General features: G+C 36.0%; 24 protein-coding genes and 1 other RNA gene. 17 read left to right on the forward strand and 8 right to left on the reverse strand.

The window, feature by feature from the left end; translation table 11 throughout:
* The first annotated feature begins 4 nt into the window (after nt 1-4).
* The 4 genes from AC13DP_RS03500 (at nt 5) to AC13DP_RS03515 (ending at nt 4,002) form a co-directional block, all read left to right on the forward strand.
* Complete coding sequence (locus tag AC13DP_RS03500; RefSeq protein ID WP_013070702.1) at nt 5-2,326, forward strand: ATP-dependent helicase; 2,322 nt, start codon at nt 5-7, stop codon at nt 2,324-2,326.
* 3 nt (nt 2,327-2,329) lie between these two features.
* Nucleotides 2,330-2,944: a potassium channel family protein gene (locus tag AC13DP_RS03505; protein ID WP_013070703.1), complete on the forward strand. Its 615-nt coding sequence runs from the start codon at nt 2,330-2,332 to the stop codon at nt 2,942-2,944.
* 222 nt (nt 2,945-3,166) lie between these two features.
* Nucleotides 3,167-3,379 carry a hypervirulence associated TUDOR domain-containing protein gene (locus AC13DP_RS03510; RefSeq protein WP_041579685.1) on the forward strand — a complete coding sequence of 71 codons (213 nt, stop codon included), beginning with the start codon at nt 3,167-3,169 and terminating at the stop codon, nt 3,377-3,379.
* Between the two features lie 2 nt (nt 3,380-3,381).
* Entirely contained in the window at nt 3,382-4,002 is a 621-nt protein-coding gene (locus AC13DP_RS03515) for an L-threonylcarbamoyladenylate synthase (protein WP_272959543.1), read from the forward strand.
* A 278-nt stretch (nt 4,003-4,280) separates the two neighbouring features.
* On the opposite strand, the gene clpB is transcribed toward AC13DP_RS03515, so the two are convergent.
* Nucleotides 4,281-6,887 carry an ATP-dependent chaperone ClpB gene (gene clpB / locus AC13DP_RS03520; protein ID WP_013070706.1) on the reverse strand — a complete coding sequence of 869 codons (2,607 nt, stop codon included), beginning with the start codon at nt 6,885-6,887 and terminating at the stop codon, nt 4,281-4,283.
* A gap of 182 nt (nt 6,888-7,069) precedes the next feature.
* On the opposite strand from clpB, the gene ytxJ reads away from it, so the two are divergent.
* Both ytxJ and AC13DP_RS03530 read left to right on the forward strand, forming a co-directional pair.
* Nucleotides 7,070-7,462: a bacillithiol system redox-active protein YtxJ gene (gene ytxJ / locus AC13DP_RS03525; protein ID WP_347406647.1), complete on the forward strand. Its 393-nt coding sequence runs from the start codon at nt 7,070-7,072 to the stop codon at nt 7,460-7,462.
* A gap of 121 nt (nt 7,463-7,583) precedes the next feature.
* Entirely contained in the window at nt 7,584-7,796 is a 213-nt protein-coding gene (locus tag AC13DP_RS03530; protein ID WP_347406646.1) for a hypothetical protein, read from the forward strand.
* Nucleotides 7,797-7,852: 56 nt separating this feature from the next.
* Here the strand turns inward: AC13DP_RS03530 and fahA are convergent, their stop codons facing one another.
* On the reverse strand, nt 7,853-9,142 hold the full coding sequence (gene fahA / locus AC13DP_RS03535) for a fumarylacetoacetase (RefSeq protein WP_347406645.1): 1,290 nt from the start codon (nt 9,140-9,142) through the stop codon (nt 7,853-7,855).
* Between the two features lie 108 nt (nt 9,143-9,250).
* On the opposite strand from fahA, the gene glyA reads away from it, so the two are divergent.
* Nucleotides 9,251-10,525, forward strand: coding sequence for a serine hydroxymethyltransferase (gene glyA, locus AC13DP_RS03540; protein ID WP_228252404.1), 1,275 nt, complete (start codon nt 9,251-9,253; stop codon nt 10,523-10,525).
* Between the two features lie 69 nt (nt 10,526-10,594).
* Here the strand turns inward: glyA and AC13DP_RS03545 are convergent, their stop codons facing one another.
* Nucleotides 10,595-10,939, reverse strand: coding sequence for a DUF6249 domain-containing protein (locus AC13DP_RS03545; RefSeq protein WP_228252405.1), 345 nt, complete (start codon nt 10,937-10,939; stop codon nt 10,595-10,597).
* A gap of 148 nt (nt 10,940-11,087) precedes the next feature.
* On the opposite strand from AC13DP_RS03545, the gene AC13DP_RS03550 reads away from it, so the two are divergent.
* Both AC13DP_RS03550 and AC13DP_RS03555 read left to right on the forward strand, forming a co-directional pair.
* On the forward strand, nt 11,088-11,669 hold the full coding sequence (locus tag AC13DP_RS03550) for an RNA polymerase sigma factor (protein WP_483067314.1): 582 nt from the start codon (nt 11,088-11,090) through the stop codon (nt 11,667-11,669).
* Nucleotides 11,659-12,102, forward strand: coding sequence for a hypothetical protein (locus tag AC13DP_RS03555; RefSeq protein ID WP_483067315.1), 444 nt, complete (start codon nt 11,659-11,661; stop codon nt 12,100-12,102). The genes AC13DP_RS03550 and AC13DP_RS03555 overlap by 11 nt, the downstream gene beginning before the upstream one ends.
* On the opposite strand, the gene AC13DP_RS03560 is transcribed toward AC13DP_RS03555, so the two are convergent.
* Nucleotides 12,099-12,512, reverse strand: coding sequence for an acyl-CoA thioesterase (locus AC13DP_RS03560; protein ID WP_347406642.1), 414 nt, complete (start codon nt 12,510-12,512; stop codon nt 12,099-12,101). The two genes, AC13DP_RS03555 and AC13DP_RS03560, sit on opposite strands and share 4 nt — an antisense overlap.
* The gene (locus AC13DP_RS03565; protein WP_483067316.1) at nt 12,513-13,580 is read right to left on the reverse strand and encodes a glutaminyl-peptide cyclotransferase; all 1,068 of its coding nucleotides are present in this window, start codon (nt 13,578-13,580) and stop codon (nt 12,513-12,515) included. It abuts the gene before it with no gap.
* An 88-nt stretch (nt 13,581-13,668) separates the two neighbouring features.
* On the opposite strand from AC13DP_RS03565, the gene ffs reads away from it, so the two are divergent.
* The 3 genes from ffs (at nt 13,669) to fsa (ending at nt 15,350) form a co-directional block, all read left to right on the forward strand.
* Nucleotides 13,669-13,767: signal recognition particle sRNA small type (gene ffs / locus AC13DP_RS03570), an RNA gene on the forward strand.
* Between the two features lie 42 nt (nt 13,768-13,809).
* Nucleotides 13,810-14,628 carry an SDR family oxidoreductase gene (locus AC13DP_RS03575; protein ID WP_347406640.1) on the forward strand — a complete coding sequence of 273 codons (819 nt, stop codon included), beginning with the start codon at nt 13,810-13,812 and terminating at the stop codon, nt 14,626-14,628.
* 65 nt (nt 14,629-14,693) lie between these two features.
* Nucleotides 14,694-15,350, forward strand: coding sequence for a fructose-6-phosphate aldolase (fsa, locus tag AC13DP_RS03580; protein ID WP_013070718.1), 657 nt, complete (start codon nt 14,694-14,696; stop codon nt 15,348-15,350).
* 148 nt (nt 15,351-15,498) lie between these two features.
* Here the strand turns inward: fsa and AC13DP_RS03585 are convergent, their stop codons facing one another.
* Nucleotides 15,499-16,914 carry a TlpA family protein disulfide reductase gene (locus tag AC13DP_RS03585; RefSeq protein WP_483067317.1) on the reverse strand — a complete coding sequence of 472 codons (1,416 nt, stop codon included), beginning with the start codon at nt 16,912-16,914 and terminating at the stop codon, nt 15,499-15,501.
* Between the two features lie 168 nt (nt 16,915-17,082).
* On the opposite strand from AC13DP_RS03585, the gene AC13DP_RS03590 reads away from it, so the two are divergent.
* Entirely contained in the window at nt 17,083-18,699 is a 1,617-nt protein-coding gene (locus tag AC13DP_RS03590) for an ABC-F family ATP-binding cassette domain-containing protein (protein WP_483067318.1), read from the forward strand.
* A 108-nt stretch (nt 18,700-18,807) separates the two neighbouring features.
* Here AC13DP_RS03590 and AC13DP_RS03595 read toward each other — a convergent pair whose 3' ends face one another.
* Nucleotides 18,808-21,162: a TonB-dependent receptor gene (locus AC13DP_RS03595; protein ID WP_483067319.1), complete on the reverse strand. Its 2,355-nt coding sequence runs from the start codon at nt 21,160-21,162 to the stop codon at nt 18,808-18,810.
* Between the two features lie 403 nt (nt 21,163-21,565).
* Between AC13DP_RS03595 and AC13DP_RS03600 the strand changes: the two genes are divergently transcribed.
* The gene (locus AC13DP_RS03600) at nt 21,566-21,928 is read left to right on the forward strand and encodes a CoA-binding protein (RefSeq protein ID WP_013070722.1); all 363 of its coding nucleotides are present in this window, start codon (nt 21,566-21,568) and stop codon (nt 21,926-21,928) included.
* On the opposite strand, the gene AC13DP_RS03605 is transcribed toward AC13DP_RS03600, so the two are convergent.
* Nucleotides 21,899-23,362, reverse strand: a complete 1,464-nt coding sequence (locus tag AC13DP_RS03605; protein WP_013070723.1) for a sodium:solute symporter — start codon at nt 23,360-23,362, stop codon at nt 21,899-21,901. The two genes, AC13DP_RS03600 and AC13DP_RS03605, sit on opposite strands and share 30 nt — an antisense overlap.
* Before the next feature lie 83 nt (nt 23,363-23,445).
* Between AC13DP_RS03605 and recR the strand changes: the two genes are divergently transcribed.
* The 3 genes from recR (at nt 23,446) to AC13DP_RS03620 (ending at nt 26,457) form a co-directional block, all read left to right on the forward strand.
* Nucleotides 23,446-24,063, forward strand: coding sequence for a recombination mediator RecR (gene recR, locus AC13DP_RS03610; protein ID WP_013070724.1), 618 nt, complete (start codon nt 23,446-23,448; stop codon nt 24,061-24,063).
* A 184-nt stretch (nt 24,064-24,247) separates the two neighbouring features.
* Entirely contained in the window at nt 24,248-25,588 is a 1,341-nt protein-coding gene (locus AC13DP_RS03615; RefSeq protein ID WP_347406637.1) for a dihydrolipoamide acetyltransferase family protein, read from the forward strand.
* Between the two features lie 95 nt (nt 25,589-25,683).
* Nucleotides 25,684-26,457 (forward strand): 3'-5' exonuclease, encoded by a 774-nt coding sequence (locus AC13DP_RS03620; RefSeq protein ID WP_228249988.1) that lies wholly within the window; start codon nt 25,684-25,686, stop codon nt 26,455-26,457.

Raw genomic sequence — 26,457 nt, forward strand, 5'->3', positions numbered from 1 at the left:
GAAATTGGAAGCTTATTTAGCCGAATTAAACGACGCCCAAAGGGCGCCAACATTGCAGATTGATGGTCCTATGATCGTAATTGCCGGAGCAGGTTCTGGTAAAACCCGGGTACTTACCTATAGGATCGCATACATGATGAGTAAAGGGATCGATGCCTTTAATATTCTAGCTTTAACCTTTACTAATAAAGCGGCGCGTGAGATGCAGCACCGTATTTCACAGATTGTGGGTAGAAGTGAAGCCAAGAATCTGTGGATGGGAACATTTCATTCAGTTTTTGCCAAGATTTTGCGCTTTGAGGCAGATAAATTAGGTTACCCTTCTAATTTTACAATCTATGATACTCAGGATTCGCAAAGTGTGATTAGGGCGATCATCAAAGATATGCAGCTTGATAAAGATGTTTATAAGTATAAACAGGTTTATAGCCGTATTTCGTCTTATAAAAACAGTTTGATTACCGTAAAAGCCTATTTTAACAATCCAGAATTGATGGAGGCCGATGCAATGAGCAAAAAGCCGAGAATGGGCGATATTTATCAGGAATATGTGCAGCGTTGTTTTAAAGCCGGGGCGATGGATTTTGATGATTTATTGCTAAAAACCAATGAGCTTTTAAACCGTTTTCCTGAAGTGCTTCAAAAATACCAGAATCGTTTTCGCTATATTCTGGTAGATGAGTATCAGGATACCAATCACTCACAGTATTTAATTGTAAAAGCCCTGTCTGACAAATTTCAGAATATTTGTGTGGTTGGGGACGATGCACAAAGTATCTATGCTTTCCGCGGTGCCAATATTAATAATATCCTGAATTTCCAGAAAGATTACGATGGAGTTGAAATGTACCGTTTAGAACAAAATTACCGCTCTACCGGAAATATTGTTAATGCTGCAAACTCAATAATCGATAAAAACCAAACCAAACTTGACAAAGTGGTTTGGACAGCAAATGATGATGGTCCAAAAATAGTGGTAAACCGATTATTAACCGATGGTGAAGAAGGCCGATTTGTAGCGAGTTCGATTTTTGAGAATAAGATGCAACAGCAAATGGCTAATGGCGATTTTGCAATTTTGTATCGAACCAATGCACAAAGTAGGGCAATGGAAGATGCTCTGCGAAAGAAAGATATTCCCTATCGAATTTATGGAGGTTTATCTTTTTACCAGCGTAAAGAAATAAAGGACGTTCTGTCCTATTTACGTTTATTGATTAATCCAAAAGATGAGGAAGCCTTGAAGCGGGTGATTAATTATCCTGCCCGGGGTATTGGAGCAACAACCATGGATAGGTTGAGTATCGCTGCCAATAAATATGGGAAATCGATCTTTGAGGTTTTGGAAAATCTGGATCACCTTCCCGAACTTAAGATCACTAAAAGCACACGTACCAAGCTGGATAATTTTGTAAATATGATCAAACATTTTACAATTTTGGCGCAGAATGCCGATGCTTTTACGGTTGCTGATACGGTTACCAAGAAAACCGGACTGGTGCAGGAATTAAAAAAGGATGGCACACCTGAAGGAATTGCCAGAATTGAAAATATTGAAGAATTATTAAACGGGATTAAAGATTTTGTTGAAGAACAAAAAGAGTTGGCTGATGCTAATGGATCGATAGCTGAATTTTTAGAAGATGTGGCGTTGGCAACAGATATGGATAAGGATACCGAAGATGAAGATCGTGTAGCGCTAATGACCATTCACCTGGCGAAAGGATTAGAGTTCCCTTATGTCTATATTGTTGGAATGGAAGAAGATCTGTTTCCTTCGGCAATGAGTATGAATACTCGATCTGAGTTGGAAGAAGAACGCCGTTTATTCTATGTTGCAGTGACCAGAGCAGAGAAACAGGCGTTTTTAACCTATACGCAAAGCCGATATCGTTGGGGGAAATTAGTAGATGCCGAACCAAGCCGGTTTATTGAGGAAATCGATGATAAGTATTTGGATTATATGATTCCGCAGGATGATTATAAATATAAGCCGCTTATCAATACAGATATTTTTGGCGACGAAGTTGATAAATCTAAATTACGCCAAACCAAACCAAAAGCAGGAACTCCACCTGCGCATAAGCCAACTGAAGAACAGCTAAGAAAGCTAAGAAAGTTAAGACCGGCAGCTTCAGAGCCCGAGAAAGCCTCAAATGCTATTCAACTTGACGTTGGGAACGAGGTAGAACATATGCGTTTTGGTAAAGGAAAAGTTTTGGGGATAGAAGGTGTTGGCCAGGATAAAAAAGCCGAAATCGATTTTGAAAATGGAGGCATCAAAAAACTATTGCTAAGATTCGCTAAATTGAATATACTGAAGTAATAAATGGTCATAGCAAATATTATTGTAAGTCTTCTTTCAATATTTAGCATAGTTCTGCTATCCATAACATTTTTTATTCCGGTCGAATCAGAATTATATAAACTCATTGGCTATTTTGATTTTCTACTGTGTATAGTTTTTCTGTGCGATTTTTTTTCACAGTTGTTTGTTGCTAAAAGTAAATGGAAATACTTCTATACTGTTGGATGGCTTGATCTCTTGTCTTCCATACCGATTATTTACCAATTCAGGTTTATCAGGGTTTTTAGGATTTTTAGGGTGCTGCGAATCATAAAATCAATAAAATTATTGATCATTTTCATAAAAAAGAACAAAGCAACATCGCTTTATGGGTTTATAGTATTTTCTGCCTTTATCACTTTAGTGCTATGTACAACCGCAGTACTGTATATAGAAAAAGACGTAGGCAACATTAAAACTGCTGAAGATGCCCTATGGTGGAGTTTTGTGACAATTACAACGGTAGGTTATGGAGATTTATATCCGGTGACCAATATAGGTAAAGTACTTGCGGCTATTCTTATTTTTTGTGGTATAGCTTCTTTTGGTGCAGTAATCTCTTTTGTAAATAGATTAGCCAGTTCGTTTAGGGATTAAATTTCTATTTACTTCTTTAATTAAGACACAATAGGTTATTAATGTTTAGAATAGAACTTTAGGCTAACTTCATTATGATCTTTGGCTTGAAAATTCTTTGCTTTATTCTAACTTTACTTCTTTTAATGATTAGTTAATTACTCCAGTATCTAGTTTTCGAGTTAAACTTGTGTTATTCAGATTCGCCAAATGCGGCTTTCTTTTTATCTTCAAAAGAAAAAGATGATTCAGAAAGGAAGTAAGGTTAAGTGGGAATGGGGTAATGGCACCGCCACCGGTAAAGTAACTGAAACTTATACCAAGGAAGTGACAAAAACTATTGATGGAAGTAAAATTACCCGTAAAGGAGAACAGGGAAATAAAGCCCTTTATATCGAGCAGGAAGACGGTAGTAACGTCCTTAAGCTAGAAAAAGAAGTTGAAAAAGCTGATTAAAAATGGCAGAAATTATTCGTATTTATAACGAAAATCCAAATCCGCGTGAAATTACCAAAGTGGTAAAAACCCTTCGAAATGGCGGACTAGTTATTTACCCTACCGATACCGTGTATGGGTTGGGTTGTGATATCACCAATAATTCGGCGTTAGAAAAGATCGCTCAAATTAAAGGAGTCAAACTAGAAAAAGCCAATTTTAGTTTTATTTGTCACGATCTTAGTAATCTTTCAGATTATGTAAAGCAAATCGATACCTCGACTTTTAAAATATTGAAACGTTGTTTACCTGGTCCTTATACTTTTATCCTGCCGGGAAATAATAATCTGCCTACGGTATTTAAGAAAAAGAAAACGGTAGGTATAAGAGTTCCCGATAACAATATTTGTAGAGCTATCGTAGCAGAGCTTGGTAATCCTATCGTTTCTACCTCTATAAGAGATGAAGATGAGGTGATAGAATATACCACAGATCCTGAGTTAATTCAGGAAAAATGGGATAATCTGGTAGATATCGTGATTGATGGTGGTTATGGTGATAACATACCAAGTACGGTAATCGACTTAACAACAGATCAACCTGAAGTAGTTAGAGAAGGTAAAGGAAGCATAGAAATTATGTAGATGAGATTTTCGTAATATCATAAGTATCGATAGCAGCTAAAAATAGCACTCTTTTTATTGTAACAGCTAAATACTATGTGCCCGGAACTTGATGATTATCACAACACCTCGAAGTCTTAAAATTGTAAAATGGTTTTCTTTTTAATACCCTAGAAGATTTTAATCAGGCGCTTGTTTACTTTGAAAATTTTGGAGTGAGTAACAAATAAAAAAAGTCGCTAAGCAGTTTTATTACTAAGCTTAGCGACTTCTTTTTTAATTCATCTTTCTCCTGTTTTTTATTCAGATGCTTTCAATTCTTCCTGATTTCTAAATACCAAGTGGTCATCAAATTCATCTAACAGGATGATACTATCGGTATGAATATGACCAGAAAGGATTTCTTTCGATAATTTATTCAATACTTCTTTTTGTACCGTTCTCTTTACCGGTCTTGCACCAAATTGTGGGTCGAAACCGCGTTTAGCTAAGAATGCCAGTGCCTGCTCTGTAGCATCTAAAACAATATTCTGTTTGGCTAGCATTTTCTTTACTCCCTTTAATTGCAGATCGACAATTCGTTTAATGTCTTTCTGGGTTAAAGGTGAGAACATCACAATGTCATCGATACGGTTTATAAATTCTGGTCGTACACTTTGTTTTAGTAAAGCAAGTACTTCAGTTTTGGCTGCTTCCATCGCTGTTTCAATATCCTGAATAGCCTCAAATTTATCCTGGATAATCTGGCTTCCCATATTAGAAGTCATAATGATGATTGTATTCTTAAAATCAGCCAGGCGTCCTTTATTGTCTGTTAGTCGGCCTTCATCCAATACCTGTAAAAGGATATTGAAAGTGTCTGGATGCGCTTTTTCGATCTCATCCAAAAGTACCACTGAATAAGGTTTACGTCTCACCGCTTCGGTTAACTGTCCGCCTTCATCATAGCCAACGTATCCCGGAGGTGCACCCACTAATCGGCTTACCGAGTGGCGCTCCTGATATTCACTCATGTCGATTCTGGTCATTGCCGATTCATCATCGAATAAATATTCGGCCAGTGCTTTCGCTAATTCGGTTTTACCCACACCTGTGGTTCCCAGGAATAAGAAAGATCCAATGGGTCGATTTTGATCCTGTAATCCGGCGCGGCTTCTACGTACAGCATCGCTTACCGCCACGATTGCTTCTTCCTGTCCTACTACACGGCGGTGCAGTTCTTCTTCTAATCGAAGCAATTTCTCCCGCTCGCTTTGCAGCATTTTAGTTACCGGAATACCGGTCCATTTCGCAACTACTTCAGCGATATCATCATTGGTAACTTCCTCCTGAATTAAAGACTTACCGCTTTCTCTTTCCTTAACTTCTTTTTGAAGACGTTCCAGTTTTTCCTGAGCTTCTTTTATTTTACCATAACGTAATTCGGCTACTTTCCCATAGTCGCCTTCACGTTCGGCTCGTTCGGCTTCCAGCTTATATTCCTCGATTTCAGCTTTCGCACCCTGGATATTATCGACAACTTCTTTTTCGTTTTTCCATTGTGCGTGGATTTCATTACGTTCTTCTTTAAGATTCGCTAAATCTGCCCGTAAAGATTTTAATTTCGCTTCATCTTTTTCGCGCTTAATAGCTTCGATCTCAATTTCAAGTTGCATGATCTTACGGTCCAGCACATCTAACTCTTCCGGTTTAGAGTTAATTTCCATACGAAGTTTAGATGCCGCTTCATCCATTAGGTCGATGGCCTTATCAGGTAAAAAACGGTTGGTAATATAACGTTGCGATAATTCTACCGCGGCAATAATTGCCTCATCTTTAATCCTTACTTTATGGTGTTGCTCGTATTTATCTTTAATACCTCTAAGAATGGAGATTGCACTTTCGGTATCTGGTTCTTCTACCATCACTTTCTGAAAGCGTCGCTCTAAAGCTTTATCTTTTTCAAAATACTTCTGATATTCATCTAAAGTGGTAGCTCCAATGGCTCTTAGTTCTCCACGAGCTAAAGCAGGTTTTAGAATATTCGCAGCATCCATAGCCCCCTGGCCACCACCGGCCCCAACAAGCGTGTGGATCTCGTCAATAAATAATACGATATTACCATCGCTACCGGTTACCTCTTTTATTACCGCTTTTAATCTTTCTTCAAATTCTCCTTTAAATTTAGCTCCGGCAATTAATGCCCCCATATCTAAAGAAAATATTTGTTTTTCTTTTAAGTTTTCTGGTACGTCACCAGCTACAATTCGATGTGCTAAACCTTCAGCAATCGCCGTTTTACCGGTCCCCGGTTCACCTACCAACATGGGATTGTTTTTGGTTCTTCGGGATAAGATTTGTAAAATTCGGCGTATTTCTTCATCCCTGCCAATCACCGGATCCAGTTTTCCGGTTTCGGCTAGATGGTTAAGGTTTTTTGCATATTTGTTTAAGGAATTGTAGGTTTCTTCAGCGCTTTGTGAAGTTACGCGATCTCCTTTTCTTAATTCTTCGATGGCTGCTTTTAAGCCTTTTTCTGTAGCTCCCTGATCTTTTAAGATTTGCGCTACTTTACTTGAAGACTTAAATATCGCTAATATTAAATGTTCAATAGAAACATATTCATCGTTCATTTTCTTAGCAATACCCGATGCTTCGTTTACCGTTTTACCGGCTTCCCGACTCAAGATGATATCGCCGCCGCTAACTTTAGGGAAACTCTGAAGGGTATTGTCCAGAATTTGATTAAAAAGATTAACGTTAATGTTCAGTTTTTTTAGCAAAAATGGTGTTACATTTTCGTCTACCGTAGTAATCGCTTTGAACAAATGTTCGTTTTCAATTTGCTGATGGCCCATCTCCTGAGCAAGCTGTTGTGCCTGCTGGATCGCCTCCTGTGATTTTATGGTGAAATTATTAAAGTTCATTTTGTTTTATATTTTTTTAAATTCTAAATAGCAAATGCTATACCTTCCGAATAATTAGACAAAATGGCATTGTTTTTAAAAAATTTAAAGACAAATCGGCGGTTTTTGTGTTTATATTGAAAATCTTATATTGTGGAATAATCATCTGATTTTAAGCTGTATCTTTGCAAAAAAATTGAAATATGGGAATTTTTGATAAAATGTTTGGTGGAGAAAAGGAATCGAAAAATGAATCTAAAATTAATTGGATTCCTTTAGTTGAAGTGACGCAATTAGAGGAAGCTATGCAGCAGTCTGAGCAGCATCTTGTAGGGGTTTTAAAACATTCTACGCGTTGTGGTATTAGTAAGATGGTGTTAAGACAATTTGAAAATTCTTACGACCTTCCTAAAGAAGCTCCAGTTGATCTTTATTTTCTGGATTTGTTGAGTTATCGAGATATTTCTAATGAAATAGCCAAGCGTTTTAATGTAAGGCATGAGAGTCCTCAGCTTATTTTATTTCAACAAAAAAAAGTAGTTCATCATAGTTCTCATCAGGATATAGATGTAGAGAATCTTAAAGAATTTTTATAGAATTTGAATATTTTATTTTTTTAAATTAAATTTAGAAACCTTTGTTAAAGATTATTAATCAATCTGGTGAAATATATGGCTATTTGTAATTTTGATCCAGAGAAAAAGATTAATTAAAGTTATGGATAAAGAGATAGATTTTAAAGAACTCGAAAGAAGATGGGAAGCCATCAAAAAGGGTCAGGAAACTGAAAGACAAAAACGAGAGTTCCAGGATCACAGTGAAGCTATTTTGCCCGAAGATCGAAAGAATGGCGGTAGCATTGACGAAAAGAAAGCTGCGGAAGCGGCAATGCGTGAGTCGAGGGGATTTAGAAGTTATAGTCGAGTATAAAATAAAAAAGCTGCCATGATCTGGCAGCTTTTTTATTATCAATATTTAGGTATAGCTTACTTTTTCTTTGGTTCGAAAACAGGTAATATTTTGGTATTAATTTCACCAAAACCAATTCTTATGCTCTCATTTTCGCAGTAACCTTTCATAATTACGGTATCATTATCTTCTATAAAACTGCGAAGACTACCATCTTTTAGTTGCACAGGTTTTTCCCCACGCCACGAAAGCTCTAACATACTTCCATAAGTATCTGGTGTTGGGCCAGAAATGGTTCCTGAGGCCATCATATCTCCTGAGTTTACCGGGCATCCGTTAATAGTGTGATGGGCCAGTTGCTGACTCATATTCCAGTACAAATATTTGTAGTTTGTTTTGGATAGTAGATTTTCTTCTCCATTTTCAGGTTGTAAGAATACCTCAAGGTTGATGTCAAAACTTTTCTTTCCGGTATATTTTAAATAAGACATTAATTTTTTTTCCGGTTCAGGTCCTTTGGTTCTAAATGGCTCTAGAGCATCCATGGTGACAATCCAAGGAGAGATAGAAGAGGCAAAATTTTTAGCTAAAAAAGGGCCTAGCGGTGCATACTCCCATTTCTGGATGTCACGAGCACTCCAGTCATTAAACATCACCATACCAAAGATATAATCTTCAGCCTCGTCTACCGGGATAGGTTCGCCAAGCAAATTAGCATCTGTAGTGATAAAAGCCATTTCCATTTCGAAATCGATCTGCTTTGAAGGACCAAATACTGGTTCTTTAGCCCCTTCAGGCATGGTTTGCCCTTTTGGACGATGAATGGGAATGTGACTGGTAACTATAGAAGAGCTTCTACCATGATAGCCAACAGGGATATGTAGCCAGTTTGGCAAAAGTGCATTTTCTTTATCCCTAAACATACTCCCCACATTAGTAGCATGCTCTTTACTGGAATAAAAATCGGTATAATCGCCTACCTGTACCGGCATTTGCATTTCGATTTCATCTAAAGTGAATAGTACGACATTGCGGTGCTCCTGATTGTTTTTTAATGCGTCATTCTTCTCGTCAAAAATTTCGGCAATACGATTTCTCACCAAACGCCAGGTTTTTTTGCCGTCTGAAATAAAATCATTTAAAGTATCCTGAAGAAAAATATCATCGGTTAAAGGAATACCTTCAAAATAACCAAGTTGGTGTAAAGCGCCAAGATCGATAGCAAAGTCACCGATTCTCGTTCCGATAGTGATGATATCGTCTCTGGTTAAAAACACCCCAAAAGGAATATTCTGAATTGGAAAATCAGTGTTCTTGGGAATATCCAGCCAGGTTTTTCTTTTAGGATCGTTTGCAGTAATAGACATAGAAAAATAAAAATTTGTTAAAATCTGATTGATTCAAATATATTATTTTCCTGTAATTAACCGAATGTATTTATTACTTTTGATGAATATTTAACGTAAATATTTAAGATGCAACGAGATACAATAATTTTTGATTTAATCGAGAAGGAAAAAAAGCGTCAACTGCATGGTTTAGAGCTTATTGCAAGTGAGAATTTTGTTAGTGACCAGGTGATGGAAGCTGCCGGATCTGTACTTACCAACAAGTATGCAGAAGGTTATCCCGGTAAACGTTATTATGGAGGTTGTGAGGTTGTTGATGAAGTAGAGCAGTTAGCGATCGATCGCTTAAAAGAACTTTTTGGAGCCGAGTATGCCAATGTACAGCCACATTCGGGTTCACAGGCAAATACTGCTGTTTTTCAGGCTTGTTTAAAACCGGGAGAAAAATTCTTAGGATTTGATCTTTCTCATGGAGGGCATTTAACCCATGGTTCTCCAGTAAACTTTTCAGGAAAATTATACGAGCCGGTGTTTTATGGAGTCGATAAAGAAACCGGACGTATAGACTATGATAAAGTTGCCGAGATTGCCGAAAAAGAAAAGCCAAAAATGATTATTGCTGGGGCTTCTGCTTATTCTCGTGAGATCGACTATAAACGTTTTAGAGAAATTGCAGATAGTATTGGTGCTATTTTATTTGCAGATATCGCGCATCCTGCAGGTCTTATTGCTAAAGGAGTGATAGGAGATCCTATACCACATTGTCATATCGTAAGTTCTACTACCCACAAAACCCTTCGTGGGCCAAGAGGAGGAATTATCATGATGGGTAAGGATTTTGATAATCCTTTTGGAGAGAAGCTTAAGAATGGAAATCTCAAGAAAATGTCTGCTCTTTTAAACAGTGCCATTTTCCCAGGAAACCAGGGCGGTCCTTTAGAGCATATTATCGCCGCTAAAGCAGTAGCTTTTGGAGAGGCTTTAACCGATGAGTTTTTACACTATGCCGTACAGGTAAAGAAAAATGCCAAAAAAATGGCGGAAGCTTTTGTAGAGAAAGACTATCAAATTATTTCTGGAGGAACCGATAATCACTGTATGCTTATCGATCTTAGAAATAAAGGAGTAAGTGGGAAAGAAGCTGAGGAAGCTTTAACGAAAGCCGATATTACCGTAAACAAAAACATGGTGCCATTTGATGATAAATCACCATTTGTAACTTCAGGAATTAGAATTGGTACTGCAGCGGTAACTACAAGAGGTTTGGATGAAGAAGATATGCCAAGAGTTGTGGAGCTTATCGACAGAGTCATTAAAAATATTAACAATGACGCAAAACTAGCTGAAGTGAAATCTGAAGTGAATGCTTTAATGCACGGTCGCCCATTATTTAAAGCTTAATCGATAGATACGATATAAATAAAAAAAAGCTACCAATTTGGTAGCTTTTTTTATTCGTTTATGGGATTATTAAAGTTTTAGTTTTCGTGTGAGATAGAACCCTAGAAGTAAAAATGCTCCAGGAGTAAAGAATAAACTGGCAATGTATCCTAAATCGTCGTTTAATACCGTATAAGCTTCTATTAAATTTCCTATTAGAAAACCAAAACCTACCCCCATTAAAACAAGCGATAGATTAAGTAAGATTACAGCCCAAACCGGTGATGATCTATCTTTTCTAAACTTGAATATTGAAGCATCTTTATCATGTTCGATAAGGGCTAGACGTTCCTTATTTCTCGTTTGAAAAAACAGAAAGAAAATACCAAAGATGCACGCAAAAAAGGAAATAGATATAATAATAGCAGGATTCATATTTTTAATTTTATTTGATTAATGACTAATTTTTAAGCGCTTTCTGAAGTTAAGACGATACTTTACAAAAACAGGTTACAAATAATTTAAAAAAAGAAAGAATAAATTTATTGTAACCAGATTTATCCAATTGTCGTCTTATAATCAAATGACCATCAAAAAAGACCAATTAATCATCGATCAAATACTGGGCGGAGATAAGCAATTATTCTCGGTACTGGTAGATCGTTATAAAAATTTGGTGTTTACTTTGTGTTTAAGGTTGCTGAAAAATAGGGAAGAAGCCGAAGAGCTTGCGCAGGATAGTTTTGTGAAAATCTATAAATCTTTAAGTAAATTTAAAGGAGAGGCAAAATTTTCGACTTGGATATATCGGGTGACTTATAATAATTGTCTCGATTTCCTAAAGGCCAAGAAACGTAAGTTTAAGGAGTTAAGTGTAGATGCTTACGATGGTTTCGAAATTGAAGATTTAGATAGTGCGATTAATAATTTAGAAGAAAATGAGCGAAAAACGGCTATTCTGGACTGTATAAATATGCTGAGTGAAGATGATGCTTTTTTGCTAACTTTACATTATTATGAGGATCAATCAGTGAAAGATATTGCTGAAATTATGAAGCTGTCTGTGGCTAATGTAAAAGTGAAATTGTACCGAAGCCGTAAACAACTGGCGGTTATTTTGAAGAGAAGGTTGTCGAATGATATGTTGCTGAATTATGGAAAATAAAGAAAAGAAATTAGACGAATTTACGAAGAAAATTTTCAAGGAATCCAGCCTGGAAATTCCTTCTTTCGATTTTACTGATAAGGTAATGACTAATCTTCCTGAAATTGAAATAGCCAAAGCAACTAGAGTAAATACTTCAGCAAAGAAAATAAAATACGAGCCATTAATCTCTAAAAAGGGCTGGGTGATGATCGCAGCGTTTGTAGCGACATTGTTAAGTTCTCCGTATTTTTATTCAGGCGGAGAAGCTTCAGATTTGGTAGTAGATAAATGGATTAAAATGAAATCTATTTTCAATTTATCTATTGAAATGCCCAATATAGGTGTTTTAAATTCAGATGTTTTAGCAATTTCCGCAGCTCTTTTTACAGTTTACTTTTTATTGGAAATTTTTCTATTGAATAACTGGATGAATAAAAGGAGATTTTACTAATTAGATTTTTGCTGAAATAAAACCTTCATGTTTTCATCGATTCTTGCCGGGCGTTTAGAGTCATGACTCATTAAGCACCAGGTGGTTTTTGCTTTAGCTAAGATTTTATCGTTTTTTTTGTTTTTAATGAGTACGTGCCTTATCGAAGTGACATTCGTAATTTCATCTACATAGGTTTGCAGTATAATAAGATCGTCTAAAAAAGCCTGCTGTTTATAATCGATTTCGTGCCGAACCACAACCCAAAAGAATTTTTCTTTCTGTGAAGCCGATGCGCGATCTTCCCAATGGCCTTTAGCGACATCCTGTATCCATTGCACATATTGCACGTTATTTACATGGTTTTGTTCATCAAGATCACTTGAGGTAACCTTGAGCTCCATTTCAAAAATCTGGGGCGTGGTGATCATTTATTTTTCTACGATTTTAACCTCGAATAATTTATCCCAGTGTTTTCCGGTTACAAATAATTGTTTAGTGTGAGGATTATAGGCGATACCATTAAGAACATGGTTTACTTCGTTAAGATCTTGTTCGTTACCCAGTTTATTTCTTAAACCTCTAAAATCAATAAGGCCAACAATCGCTCCATTTTTAGGATTAATGATTGCTACACCATCTTTTTGATAAGTGTTTGCATAAATAAGTCCGTCAACCCATTCCAATTCATTCATTTTAGAATTAATACTTTTATGGGTAGCAATCTGAATATAATCTTTTTCAGCCAAAGTTTCGGGATCTAACAACCAGATTTTTTCGGTGCCGTCACTTTTGTAAATATGCTCACCGTCATTACAAAGCCCCCAGCCTTCTTTACTTTGATTATAACTAAAGGTCCCTTTTTTCTCGAAGGTATCCAGATCATAGATATAGCCTTCTTTAGCCCTCCAGGTAAGTAAAATAATCTGATCATTAAAAATCGTTAAGCCTTCACCAAAAACAGAATCATCCAAATCGATCATTTTTAAAACTTCCCCTGTTTTTAGATCTACTTTTCTAAGATCAGATTCGCCATATTCTCCCGTACTTTCATATAACGTATCATTTAAAAATTCTAATCCCTGGGTATAAGCTTTGGGGTCGTGAGGGTAGATATTTACAATTTCGTAGGTGTAGGCCTTTGGCGGCGTATCATTATAAATTTTGATCGACGTATTGGTAGTATCTTTTTGACCTTCGTAAAATACTTCGGCTTTTAAAGTTTGATTTCCTAAAAGCTGATTTTTAAGCGGAATATCAAAGGACCAGTTAGGTGACTTTGCGATTACTTTTTCAGCATTCAGATAAACAATAACCGAGTCGATACTTAGCTCTTTTTTGTTTTCAATTTGCCCTGAAATATGCTCGCCAAGCTGAAATTCCTTCTTATTTTCATCAGTTTTTATACTGAAATGAGATTTTTTAGCGCCAGAATTACTTCCGCATGAAAAATATAAAAAAGCTAATGTTAAGATTAACAGAGATTTAAATTTCATCATCTTTAAAAGTCATATTTTATATGGCTAAATTAACCAATTCTGTTTAAAAAATGCTTGCCAGAAGTACTAAAGATTGTATATTTGCACCCGGCAAGTCCCACACAACCAGCTCCTGCTGAATCCCCCAGGGCGGGAACGCAGCAAGGGTAGGCGGTCGTAGCGGTGTGATGTGGGTCGCTTGCCTTTTTTTGTATCTGGAAATTAGCAAAATTAATCGCATATTTGCCTTATGAAAACAGATACTCTTTCTCATAAAGTCGTTTTAATTACCGGTGGTTCTTCAGGAATTGGTAAAGCAATTGGCGACTACTTAAATCAACAAAATTTTAAGGTGTACGGTACCAGTAGAAATTCTACCGGAAAATCATCAAATTTTAATCTTATAGATTTAGATGTTACTGATGAAGATAGTATCTTTAAAGCGGTAAAATTTGTTTTAGAAAAAGAAAAGCGAATTGATGTTTTAATTAATAATGCCGGGGTTGGAATTACCGGTCCGATAGAGGAGACGCCCACACCCGAAATTCGTAATGCTTTTGAAACCAACTTTTATGGTCCTATAAATGTTTGTAAAGCTGTTTTGCCCGTAATGCGTAAGCAAAATGATGGTCTTATAATTAATGTAACATCCATCGCAGGGTATATGGGACTACCGTATCGCGGAATCTATTCGGCTTCTAAGGCAGCGCTGGAAATTGCAACCGAAGCCTTTAGAATGGAGGTGAAAGGGTTTAATATAAAAATGACCTGCGTGGCCCCTGGTGATTTTGCCACCAATATCGCTGCTGGAAGATATCATGCTCCGGTTTTGGATAATTCTCCTTATAAAGAACCATATGGTGATTCTTTAAAATTGATGGATGAGCATGTAGATGCCGGTCTGGATCCCGATATGATGGCGAAAGCGGTGCTAAAAATTATTAAAGATAAAGCGCCAAAAGGGCATTACAAGGTAGGGGAGCTTTTGCAAAAAGCAAGTATTGTTTTAAAAAGAATCTTACCCGATAAGACTTATGAAAGAATGCTGATGAATCATTATAAATTATAAAAAGTGTATTTAATGTGTTATTTTTACACTTAAATAAATAAAAATAAACTTATAAAACTTGCAATATGAAATTTTTTATTGACACCGCTAACCTCGATCAGATTAGAGAGGCACAGGAATTAGGGGTTTTGGATGGTGTAACGACCAACCCTTCATTAATGGCAAAAGAGGGAATTACCGGTAAGGAGAATATTATTAATCATTATAAAAAAATCTGTGAAATCGTAACTGGGGATGTAAGTGCCGAGGTTATTTCTACAGATTTTGAAAATATCGTAAAAGAAGGAGAAGAGCTCGCAGCACTTCACGATCAAATTATCGTAAAGGTACCAATGATCAAAGAAGGTGTAAAAGCAATTAAATATTTCTCTGATAAAGGAATTAAAACCAATTGTACCTTAGTGTTTTCTGTAGGACAGGCCTTATTAGCGGCTAAAGCAGGGGCAACTTATGTATCACCTTTTCTTGGTCGTTTAGATGATATTTCAACCAATGGTCTTAATCTAATCGAAGAAATTAGATTAGTGTATGATAACTATGGTTTTGAAACCCAAATTTTAGCGGCTTCTATTCGTCACACGATGCATGTAATTGATTGTGCGAAGATTGGTGCAGATGTAATGACCGGTCCTTTATCTTCTATAGAAGGTTTATTAAACCATCCTTTAACAGATATCGGATTAGAGAAATTCTTAGCAGATTATAAAAAAGGAAACCAATAAGAATAAGTTTTTTTCTTATTATTATATAAAAAGCTGCCTTTCGGCAGCTTTTTTATGTTTAGAATTTATTTTTTATTCTTTTGAAAATGGGATTCAAATTATAACATCTAATTCTATTGTTTTTGGTTTGCGATTTATTTCTAAAATGTTACTGATTAATAAATTGTAACAACTGCGATTCAAATTCTGCTGAAGAACTAAGTGCAACATCGCCTCTCACAATCACGGCATTTTTGTCAAGGAAGTTTAAGCGATATAAATACTTTGTAGCATAGTCATTGCTAAATTTTCTTTTTGAGAGTTGATATTGATTCTTTTGATCGTAATTATTTTCATTTAAAATACGCAACCATCTTTTTTCATGACCAATATCCAGGTTGACTCCGATGAAATCTAATTCTGGGTATTTTTCTTCAAGCTTTTTAATAGTTCTAAATTGCCAAATATAGCGTCTAATATTATTAGCAGACCAGAAATAAATAATCGTCTTTTTATTTATAATATCCCCATAGGTAGTTTCCACACCATTAGTGTTTAAAAGAGTAAAATTTGCCAGGGATTTGCCTGTAAAATAATTTTTTTGAATACTGGAGAGCTGTTTAATTTGATCGATTTGCTGGTAATCCAGAGATTCGGCTAAATTCATTACTTTTTTAAGGTCTTCATCATTTGAAGAGATGGTAACCGCCTTACTAAGCAATATATCAAGGAATCTGTTTTTTATGGATGGAGTGCTGGATAACGAATCTATTAAAATAGCCCGTCTTTGTATATTATCAAAATCCGATACGTTAAAGCAATCTCTATCTTTGTGCTTATCTATACAGTATTCTACAGCACGAGTGCGTAGGTAATCATCAATGGTATTGGTGTATAAATAGTAGTTTTGAAGTAGCCCATTATTAAAGTCTATACTGTCTCTATAATTGTTAAAATCTTTAGGGATAAGTTTTGCATATTCCGGGTAATATTTTTTAATGAGATAAGTATAGCGCTCACGAAGATCGTAGTATTCATAATCGATACTTTGCCGGGCCATATTTTTGAAATCATCGCTAAAGTTCCGTTGTGAAGAGATTAGATTAAATTCTTCAAGTCTTTTTTGATGAATAGAATCACTTATTTTTTCAAACTTTTCGGGCTTAATTTTATAATAATTAAGGACAAGATCATTGTTGGCCCTATTCTGCAAAAAGAGATTTAATAAAAATGAACTTTCCTTGCTGCCACGCCCACTAAAATTAAGAGACTCATCAAAAGCATATGTATTAACCCAAATCATGATGCTGTCACCGGGTTCTAGATACACCACCTGATTTTCCGGGTTATGTTGTAGAGTATAAATCCCAGGGTCGATATTTTCAAGGTACTGGCCAAACTGATTGTTTTTGTCCAGTCCCAAAGTATCTATAATATCTTCGTCCCTGGATAGGATGATGTAATCTAAATTTGGATTTACAATTTTCCCGCCAATGTATACTTTATCTGTATTGGTGCTTTTATTCTTGCAACCTATAAATGAAAATATGGTATAAAAAATACTTAGCAGTAATAATCTTCTCATTCAAATAGTTATAAATCCATTATCTCCTTTATGATTTCTAGTGACCAACAAATATAATTTGTGGCTAAAATCTTGAATGTTAACCACGAGTTAAAAGGAATTTTCTAAACGTTAATCTTTTAGAAAGTGTACAATATATGCTACTTTTGCGGAAAATTAGAGGAATTTATGCTTTCAGTTTCAAATCTTTCTGTCCAGTTTGGTAAAAGAGTCCTTTTTGATGAGGTGAATACTACTTTTACTGAAGGGAATTGTTATGGGATTATCGGCGCCAACGGTGCAGGTAAATCTACATTTTTAAAAATCTTATCTGGAAAATCCGATCCAACTTCTGGTCATGTTCATTTAGAGCCAGGAAAACGTATGTCGGTACTGGAGCAAAATCACAATGTATATGATGATTATCCTGTTTTAGAAACCGTTTTAAGAGGAAATAAACCGCTTTTTGAAATTAAGACAGAGATAGATGCTTTATATGCTGATTATTCTGATGAAAACGCTGATAGAATTGGTGAGCTGCAGGTGCAGTTTGAAGAAATGGATGGTTGGAACGCCGATAGCGCCGCCGCATCATTACTTTCTAACCTGGGGATAAAAACAGAACTTCATTATACTCTAATGAAGGATCTTGATGGTAAGCAAAAAGTAAGAGTTTTGTTAGCGCAGGCTCTTTTTGGAAATCCAGATGTATTGATCATGGATGAGCCTACCAATGATTTGGATTACGAAACGATTAACTGGTTAGAGAATTTCCTGGCAAATTATGATAACACGGTAATCGTGGTTTCTCACGACCGTCACTTTTTAGATGCGGTTTGTACACATATCTCTGATATCGACTTTGGGAAAATAAACCACTTTAGTGGAAATTATTCTTTCTGGTATGAGTCTTCTCAATTAGCAGCAAGACAACGAGCGCAACAGAATAAAAAAGCTGAAGAGAAAAAGAAAGAATTACAGGAATTTATTCAGCGTTTTAGTGCAAACGTGGCGAAATCTAAGCAGGCTACATCTCGTAAAAAGATGATCGATAAGTTAAATATCGAAGAAATTAAGCCTTCAAGCCGTCGTTATCCTGCAATTATTTTTGACAGAGATCGTGAGGCTGGAGACCAGATTTTAAATATTGAAAAATTAGAAGCTTCTATAGAAGGAGAAACGCTTTTTAGCGGAATAGATATTAATCTTTCAAAAGGAGATAAAATCGTTGTGTTTTCTAGAGATAGCCGTGCTACTACTGCTTTCTATGAAATTATAAACGGTAAAGAAGAGCCTGTTGCAGGGAAATATACCTGGGGAGTTACTACATCACAATCATACCTTCCGTTAGATAACTCAGAGTATTTTGATAATGATCTTACTTTGGTAGACTGGCTAAGACAATATGCTAAAACCGAAGAAGAAAGAGAAGAAGTTTATATTAGAGGTTTCTTAGGGAAAATGTTGTTTAGTGGTGAGGAAGCTTTAAAAACCAGTAATGTGTTATCTGGAGGAGAAAAAGTACGCTGTATGCTAAGCCGAATGATGATGATGAGAGCAAACGTATTGATGTTAGATGAGCCAACTAACCACCTGGATCTGGAGTCGATCACTGCCTTTAACAATTCACTTAAGAATTTTAAGGGAACTGTAATGCTTACTACGCACGATCACGAATTTGCGCAAACTGTTGCAAACCGTATTATCGAGCTTACTCCAAAAGGAGTGATAGATCGTTACTTAACGTTCGATGAGTATATGAGCGATCCAAAAATTAAGGAGCAACGTGATAAAATGTATTCTTAATTTATAGAATATTAACTTATGAAAATATGAAAGCCTGAAGTGTTAACTTCAGGCTTTTCTTTGGCTAAACAAACAAATTTTTATCTAAAATGATATAATTTGTTTTCCTTAAAACATTCCGCCACCCTGGGCTTCATCGTTATCTCTTTGTTTTCTTTTTAGTTTTTTTCCATTGTTTCCTCCAAAACGATAGCTAAATCCTACATATACATTTTGGAATTCGCTTTTAAAATACCCGTTCTGCTCGTAAGGAAGTGTGGCACTAAACCTATATTCCTGAGTGCCAAAAACATCATTAAAGTTTAAACTAAGCGTAGCTTTTTTATCCAGGAAAGTATAGCGTCCGCCAAGGTTGGCAAAAAATACATCTTCGTTTTTAAACTGAAGTTCTTCGCTTGGTCCTTGATAAAACCCGAATAATTGTAATGTTAAATTTTCGGTAACAGTAAAACTATTGTTTACTCTCGCTGTGTAAACTGTGTTATCTACTTCAACACGGCTTGTACCTACAATTCCGCTTTGTGTTTGTTGGTACAATTCAAAACTTCCATTGGCACTCCACCATTCGGTAAACTTATAGTTAGAAGACAGTTCAACTCCGTAAGCATTGGTGTCATCAAAGTTTGCAAAAGATATAAGAAGGCTTGCAGGATCTGATGGATCTTCTTCGATTAACTGGTTAATATTATCATTAATATTTCTGAAGAACACCCCACCGGTTAAACTACCATGTTTTAATTTTCTCGTATAATTAAATTCTACGGAGTTCGTAAATTGTGGCTGTAGATTAGGATTTCCGACTACGGTGATTGTAGGCGTGCTCACCTCTCTTACCGGGCTTACCTGCCCTAGGCTAGGACGATCTATCCTGCGGCTATAGCTTACCTGGTAACTGTTTTTATCATTTGGGGTGTAATTGAAAAATCCTGAAGGGTATAACGTGATATAATCATCACTAAATACGTTTTCACCATTTACTTCAGCATCTATATTAAAGCTTTCTAAACGAGCCCCAAGCTGATATGAGAATTTTTCAAAAGATTGTCCAAATGTGCTGTATAACGAATAGATATTTCGGTTGTAATCGTAATCGGAGTTTTGTGCTGACGGATTGTTAGTATCATAATCCTGAGTATTATTTAATAACCTGGCTTCAGCTCCGGCTTCAAATTTCGACTTATCGCCAATAGGCAGGCTATAGTCGATATTAGTGATTAAAGTTCCACGATTCTCGTTCACGTTTTCAGAATAAGAAGCAAAACTTGCATTTTCACTAAAGTTTGCTGCAAAATCCTCATCGCCATCGTAATCATTATAATCAGCCTCAAATAATATTTCGTGTCCTTCTTGTGGGAATAAATGCTTGTAAGCAAAGTTATAAGTAGCATTCAAATTCCTTGCATCCAGATTTAAAAACTGTTCGAAATTATTCGAAGGATTATTAAGGTAAATTGCATTTATCGTAGCGTCTACCCCGCCATTAAACAAATTTTGATTGGTGTAAAAGCTAAATGTATTGTTATCGTTTAAAAAATAATCTACTCCAATTTTATATAAATACGATTCGTTATCGTTTAACATATCCAGGTTTTGCTTAGCATTTCTACCGGTTAAATTGATGTCGTTAATATTTTTCCTTTTGCCAAAGTTGCTTCCAAGGTTTGCGTAGAGGTTTAATTTTCCTTGGCGGTAATTCATGTCTAAAGAACCATTAAAACGTGCATTTTCCCCATAGGTTAAGCCGGTATTTATATTACCGTTAAATCCGTTATTGGCGTTTTTGTGCAAAACGATATTTATAATTCCACTCATCCCTTCAGGATTGTATTTTGCGGAAGGATTAGTAATAAGTTCGATTTTTTTTATCGAGCTGGAAGGGATTTGTTTTAGTAATTGAGCAGCATTCATATTAGTTGGTTTCCCATCAATTAATATGCGTACATTCGTGTTTCCACGCAAAGCGATGTTTCCATCCTGATCTACATTTACGGATGGTATATTATTCATGATGTCTGAGGCGCTGGCGCCTGCAGTAGTAAGATCTTTACCAACGTTAATTACTTTTCTGTCAATACGCTGCTCGATGGTAGAGCGTTCTCCCACTACTACCACTTCATCCATTTCAGCAACATCAGGATCCAGATTAATAGTACCTAACTCCATGAGGCCGCTATTACCTTGTACAACAATTTCTTTACTGAATTTCTTGTAGCCAATAAATTGAATACTTAGGATGTAATTGCCAGATTTTACTTTTTTGATGATGAATGACCCGTCTTCTTCAGAAGTTGTACCGGTGATGATGTTACCTTCAGTATCACTTAAGCTAATAGTTGCATAGGGAACCGGTTCTTTTAAATTATGATCTATAATTGTACCTGTAATCCTCGCAAAAACTTCGTTATTTGCGACGGAATTAAAAGTGCTTAACGTAACAATGATGATTAAAAATAACTGTTTCATTTTTTGATTGATGTTTGATATTGATGGTTATGATGTTATAAATAATACTTTGTATTGCATAATACTTAAAAGTATATTTCTGCAATTTTGATGATTTCTACTATAAAGACGACGCCAAAAAAAGAATGTTACAAAATTTTTCAATTAATTCAGAAAAAAGTTCGCGCCTTGCAAATAGCGCGAACCTTATCAAGCAATACTATCTTCTAACCATCAAAAAAAAGATAGCAATGCATTTTTAGACTAGTCTTACTATAAAGACTGATAAGTTTAAAACTTGTTACACTAAATTTTAAAAAGTATTTTTACTCGATAATCGAGATTATATGATTTGAGCTTTGGCTCAACATAAAAATTAATTTCAAAAAACAGATCAGGGGTTGGCCCTGAGTTATTTAACCATATGAAAAAGAAAACATTAGTAATAGGAGCTTCTACCAACACTGCACGATATTCCAATATGGCGATAAAGAAATTGGTAGACAAGCAGCAGCCGGTGGTTGCTTTAGGGTTACGAAAAGGAGAAGTTGAAGGGGTTAAGATAGAAAACGAGCAAATTCTTTTCCCAGATATAGATACCGTAACTTTATACGTTGGACCAAAAAATCAACCAGAATATTATGACTATCTTGTTGCACTAAATCCAAAACGCGTCATTTTTAACCCCGGGACAGAAAACCCTGAGCTTTATGGAGTCTTAGAAAAAAATAATATTAAATTTCAGAATGCCTGTACTTTAGTGCTGCTTGGTACGAATCAATATTAATCCCAAAAACGTAATTGCACCGTTTACGATTAGTAATTCGTAATTAAAAACATAACCTCCAAGATATTCAGGAGGAAGGTTTCCTAGGATAAAAGTTGTCACCACAGAAACTAAAGCTACGATCCATACCAGATGATCTTTTATTTGCATTTTTGTAAAAATTCCAAAAGCAAAAAGTCCAAGTAAAGGGCCGTAAGTATAACTGGCAGCCTTTAAAAGTAAATCGATCACGCTACTATCCAGTAAGTATTTAAATGCGATGATCACGATGACTAAAAGTATGCTAATTAAAATATGAGCTCTTTTTCTAATACTGGTTTGCGAACTGGGTTCACGTTTTTCGATATTTAGGAAATCTACGCAAAAACTGGTGGTTAGGCTGGTTAATGCACTATCGGCACTAGAGTATGCCGCGGCAATTAAACCAAGTAAAAAGATAATCGCAAGACCAATACCCATCTCGGCATTCAAAGCGATCTCGGGAAAAAGAAGGTCGGTTTTTTCCTTTCCGTCGAGTACCGGCACGCTAATTCCGTTTTGTTCCGCATAAATAAATAAAAGTGCTCCCAGAAAAAGGAATAAAATATTAACCGGAATGAACACCAGGCTGTAAGACATTACATTTTTTTGTGCATCTTTTAAACTTTTACAGGTTAAATTCTTTTGCATCATATCCTGATCGAGTCCCGTCATACAAATGGTGATAAACATCCCGCCAAAGAAAGCTTTCCAGAAATAGTCTTTTTCCAGAAAATTATCAAAATGAAAAGTTTTGGTATATGGGGCAAGTTCTGGTGCTGTAAAAAAGTCGTTAAGGGTCCAGTTTAATTCTTGTGAAACAAAATAAATGGCAATACCTACCGATCCCAGCATAAAAAGGGTTTGCAATGTATCTGTCCATACAATAGTTTTAATTCCGCCGCGAGACGTGTAAATCCATATCAATAAAATGGAAAGAATCACGGTAACCACGAAAGGAATGTTCCATGCTTCAAACACAAAGTATTGTAATACGGTAGCTACGAGGAAAAGCCTGAAAGAAGCCCCCAATACTCTGGAAATAAAAAAGAAAAAAGCACCGGTTTTGTAACTCACATTACCAAATCGATTATTTAAATACTGGTAGATAGAAGTTACATTAAGACTGTAATAAATGGGGAGAAGCACAAAAGAAATCACCAGATAACCAAATAAATAACCGGCTACTACCTGCATATAGCTAAATTGGGAATCTCTAACCCAACCCGGTACAGAGATAAAGGTAACTCCAGATAAGGAGGCGCCTACCATCCCAAAAGCTACGATATACCAGGGAGATTTGCCTTCTGCCTTAAAAAAAGCATCGTTGCTGTCTTCTTTTCCGGTGAAATAGGATATTAACAGTAAAAGACCAAAATAAAGCGCAATGAGTAATACAATATGTATAGGTTCCATAAATACGAATTTAACCAAAACATTTGCAAACTTAGCATATTACTAACTATTTGCATCGGTTTAAAAATTGTAAATTTGCGGTTATGGATTTTTCTTCGAAATTATTGGAGCAGGCTGTAGACCAAATGTCGCAGTTGCCCGGTATAGGAAAACGTACCGCGCTTAGATTGGTTTTGCATCTATTAAGACAACCTGAAACGCAAACCGAACAACTTACCAAAGCACTTTCTAAGCTACGGGCCGAAATAAAAAGATGTAGAAATTGTTATAATATTAGCGATACGGAGCTTTGTGATATTTGTGCAAATCCTTCCCGCCAGGAAGATCTTGTTTGTATTGTAGAAGATGTACGCGATGTGATGGCGATAGAAAATACAGGGCAATATCGTGGTATGTACCATGTTTTAGGAGGGAAGATTAGTCCTATGGATGGAATAGGCCCTTCCCAGCTTACCATTAAGCCTTTAATCGAAAAAGTGAGAGATGGTAAAATTCAGGAAATTATTTTTGCGCTAAGCAGCACTATGGAAGGGGATACAACTAATTTTTATATTTATAAACAACTAGAGGGTAGCGGCGTTAAAACATCGACCATTGCCAGGGGAATTAGCGTTGGTGATGAATTAGAATATGCTGATGAGGTAACTTTAGGAAGAAGTATTACCAATCGTATACCTTTTGAAAATAGCCTTAAAAGTTAAAAAGCTTTGGGGATAGGCTTTCAGGTTGAAAGATGAAATTGTAATTTTACACAGGAAATTAGTTAGAGACAACTTAAAAATATTTTCAGTGAATTTATATTTTATTGATTTTTTAATATTTAAAAACCTTAATTTTAATTAAATTCGCAAACGAAATAATAAAAATTAGCTTTCAAATAACGATATGGCAAAATTTGAACTGAAATTACCTAAAATGGGAGAAAGTGTTGCTGAGGCAACCATAACCAGCTGGTTAAAAGAAGTAGGCGATACCATTGAAGCAGACGAACCGGTACTTGAAATTGCTACAGATAAAGTAGATAGTGAAGTGCCAAGTGAAGTAGATGGCAAACTTATAGAAATACTTTTTGAAGCTGATGATGTAGTTGAAGTAGGCCAAACTATTGCTATTATTGAGACTGACGGTGATGTGGAGCAGGAAGATGATCTTGATCTCGATTTGGAGGATGATGAAGATGAAGAAAGTACTACAGAGACAGAACAACATGTAGCTGAAGCTGAAGCTGCCGTTGAAACTGCCAAGGAGACTGCTGGAGGTAGCGACTATTCAGAGTCAGATCGTTTTTATTCTCCTTTGGTAAAAAATATCGCCAAAGAAGAAAATATTAGTCTTAAAGAATTAGAAACTGTCAAAGGAACTGGTAAAAACGGTCGGGTAACCAAAGACGATATTTTAGCCTATGTTGAAAATCGCAGCAGTAAGTCGGAAGAAAATTCAGGTACTCATAAGTCAGCTTCGAAACCAGATCATTTAGAGCCCGCTTTTAAAAATCAGGAAAGTACGGTGAGTTCAGGAGAAGACGAGATTATCGAAATGAGCCGTATGGGTAAAATGATAAGTAAGCATATGATCGATAGTGTGCAAACTTCGGCTCATGTACAATCTTTTATAGAAGTAGATGTAACTAATATTTGGAACTGGAGAAACAAACATAAAGCGGCATTTCAGAAAAAAGAAGGTGAGAAATTAACATTTACACCAATATTTATGGAAGCCGTAGCGAAAGCCATTCGTGATTTTCCACTAATCAATATTTCCGTAGACGGGGATAAGGTAATTAAAAAGAAGAATATCAATCTTGGTATGGCGGCAGCGCTTCCCGATGGTAATCTTATTGTACCGGTAATTAAAAATGCAGATCGATTAAATCTTGTAGGCATGGCCAAAGCGGTAAACGATTTGGCGAATAGGGCACGACAAAATAAACTGAAGCCAGACGATATACAGGGGGGGACTTATACGGTAACCAATGTAGGTACATTTGGTAGTATTATGGGAACGCCAATTATCAATCAGCCTCAGGTAGGGATTCTGGCTTTAGGTGCAATTAGAAAAATGCCTGCGGTAATTGAAACTCCAGAAGGTGATTTTATCGGGATTCGATATAAAATGATCTTATCTCACAGTTACGATCATCGTGTTGTAAATGGTGCGCTAGGTGGGCAATTTGTACAACGTGTAGCACAATATTTAGAAGGATTCGACAAAAATAGAGTATTATAAAATTTATGTATATAAAGAAAAACCGGGGTTGCTTTTTATAGGGCGATTCCCGGTTTTCTTTTTATATTGCTATAAGAATAAACAAATTTTAAAAAATGGAATTAAAGCTTACAAAACCTATTTGTTTTTTCGATCTGGAAACTACCGGAACGAACCTTGCCAAAGATAGGATTGTAGAAATAGCGATATTAAAAGTATATCCTAACGGAAATAAAGAAAGTCGTACCTGGTTGGTGAATCCAGAAATGGAAATCCCAAAAGAAGTCATTGCAATTCATGGAATTTCTAATGAGAAAGTAGCGAATGAACCGACTTTTAAAGAATTATCCAAACAAATCTATGATATGATAAAAGGCTGCGATTTGGGAGGTTATAATTCCAATCGCTTTGATATTCCGTTGTTAGCCGAAGAATTATTACGTGCAGATATCGACTTTGATATGAAAAATATGATGGCCGTAGATGTACAAACGATATTCCATAAAAAAGAGCAAAGAACTCTGGCGGCTGCTTTTAAGTTTTACTGCGGGAAAGAACTTATAGATGCACATAGTGCGGCTGCAGATACTGAAGCAACTTACGAAGTATTAAAGTCTCAATTGGATAAGTATGACGATCTGGAAAACGATATTAAATGGCTATCACAATACAGTGCCCGTAAAAGCTTTGCCGATTTTGCCGGATTTATAAGTTTTAATAAAAAGGGAGAGGAAATTTTTTCTTTTGGTAAATATCGAGGGAAGCTGGTAGAAGAAGTTCTGGAAAAAGAGCCTGGTTATTTCGGGTGGCTTCAAAATGCCGATTTTCCCCTTTACACTAAAAAGATACTCACAGCCATAAAATTACGTAAACTAAATACCAAACTTTAA

The organism is Zunongwangia sp. L-65, from assembly GCF_056859415.1.

Bases quoted from the DNA above. Each gene is read 5' to 3' on its own strand.
- AC13DP_RS03505 (WP_013070703.1), top strand. From the start codon at position 2,330: ATGGTCATAGCAAATATTATTGTAAGTCTTCTTTCAATATTTAGCATA.
- AC13DP_RS03510 (WP_041579685.1), top strand. From the start codon at position 3,167: ATGATTCAGAAAGGAAGTAAGGTTAAGTGGGAATGGGGTAATGGCACC.
- AC13DP_RS03515 (WP_272959543.1), top strand. From the start codon at position 3,382: ATGGCAGAAATTATTCGTATTTATAACGAAAATCCAAATCCGCGTGAA.
- clpB (WP_013070706.1), bottom strand. From the start codon at position 6,887: ATGAACTTTAATAATTTCACCATAAAATCACAGGAGGCGATCCAGCAG.
- ytxJ (WP_347406647.1), top strand. From the start codon at position 7,070: ATGGGAATTTTTGATAAAATGTTTGGTGGAGAAAAGGAATCGAAAAAT.
- AC13DP_RS03530 (WP_347406646.1), top strand. From the start codon at position 7,584: ATGGATAAAGAGATAGATTTTAAAGAACTCGAAAGAAGATGGGAAGCC.
- fahA (WP_347406645.1), bottom strand. From the start codon at position 9,142: ATGTCTATTACTGCAAACGATCCTAAAAGAAAAACCTGGCTGGATATT.
- glyA (WP_228252404.1), top strand. From the start codon at position 9,251: ATGCAACGAGATACAATAATTTTTGATTTAATCGAGAAGGAAAAAAAG.
- AC13DP_RS03545 (WP_228252405.1), bottom strand. From the start codon at position 10,939: ATGAATCCTGCTATTATTATATCTATTTCCTTTTTTGCGTGCATCTTT.
- AC13DP_RS03550 (WP_483067314.1), top strand. From the start codon at position 11,088: ATGACCATCAAAAAAGACCAATTAATCATCGATCAAATACTGGGCGGA.
- AC13DP_RS03555 (WP_483067315.1), top strand. From the start codon at position 11,659: ATGGAAAATAAAGAAAAGAAATTAGACGAATTTACGAAGAAAATTTTC.
- AC13DP_RS03560 (WP_347406642.1), bottom strand. From the start codon at position 12,512: ATGATCACCACGCCCCAGATTTTTGAAATGGAGCTCAAGGTTACCTCA.
- AC13DP_RS03565 (WP_483067316.1), bottom strand. From the start codon at position 13,580: ATGATGAAATTTAAATCTCTGTTAATCTTAACATTAGCTTTTTTATAT.
- AC13DP_RS03575 (WP_347406640.1), top strand. From the start codon at position 13,810: ATGAAAACAGATACTCTTTCTCATAAAGTCGTTTTAATTACCGGTGGT.
- fsa (WP_013070718.1), top strand. From the start codon at position 14,694: ATGAAATTTTTTATTGACACCGCTAACCTCGATCAGATTAGAGAGGCA.
- AC13DP_RS03585 (WP_483067317.1), bottom strand. From the start codon at position 16,914: ATGAGAAGATTATTACTGCTAAGTATTTTTTATACCATATTTTCATTT.
- AC13DP_RS03590 (WP_483067318.1), top strand. From the start codon at position 17,083: ATGCTTTCAGTTTCAAATCTTTCTGTCCAGTTTGGTAAAAGAGTCCTT.
- AC13DP_RS03595 (WP_483067319.1), bottom strand. From the start codon at position 21,162: ATGAAACAGTTATTTTTAATCATCATTGTTACGTTAAGCACTTTTAAT.
- AC13DP_RS03600 (WP_013070722.1), top strand. From the start codon at position 21,566: ATGAAAAAGAAAACATTAGTAATAGGAGCTTCTACCAACACTGCACGA.
- AC13DP_RS03605 (WP_013070723.1), bottom strand. From the start codon at position 23,362: ATGGAACCTATACATATTGTATTACTCATTGCGCTTTATTTTGGTCTT.
- recR (WP_013070724.1), top strand. From the start codon at position 23,446: ATGGATTTTTCTTCGAAATTATTGGAGCAGGCTGTAGACCAAATGTCG.
- AC13DP_RS03615 (WP_347406637.1), top strand. From the start codon at position 24,248: ATGGCAAAATTTGAACTGAAATTACCTAAAATGGGAGAAAGTGTTGCT.
- AC13DP_RS03620 (WP_228249988.1), top strand. From the start codon at position 25,684: ATGGAATTAAAGCTTACAAAACCTATTTGTTTTTTCGATCTGGAAACT.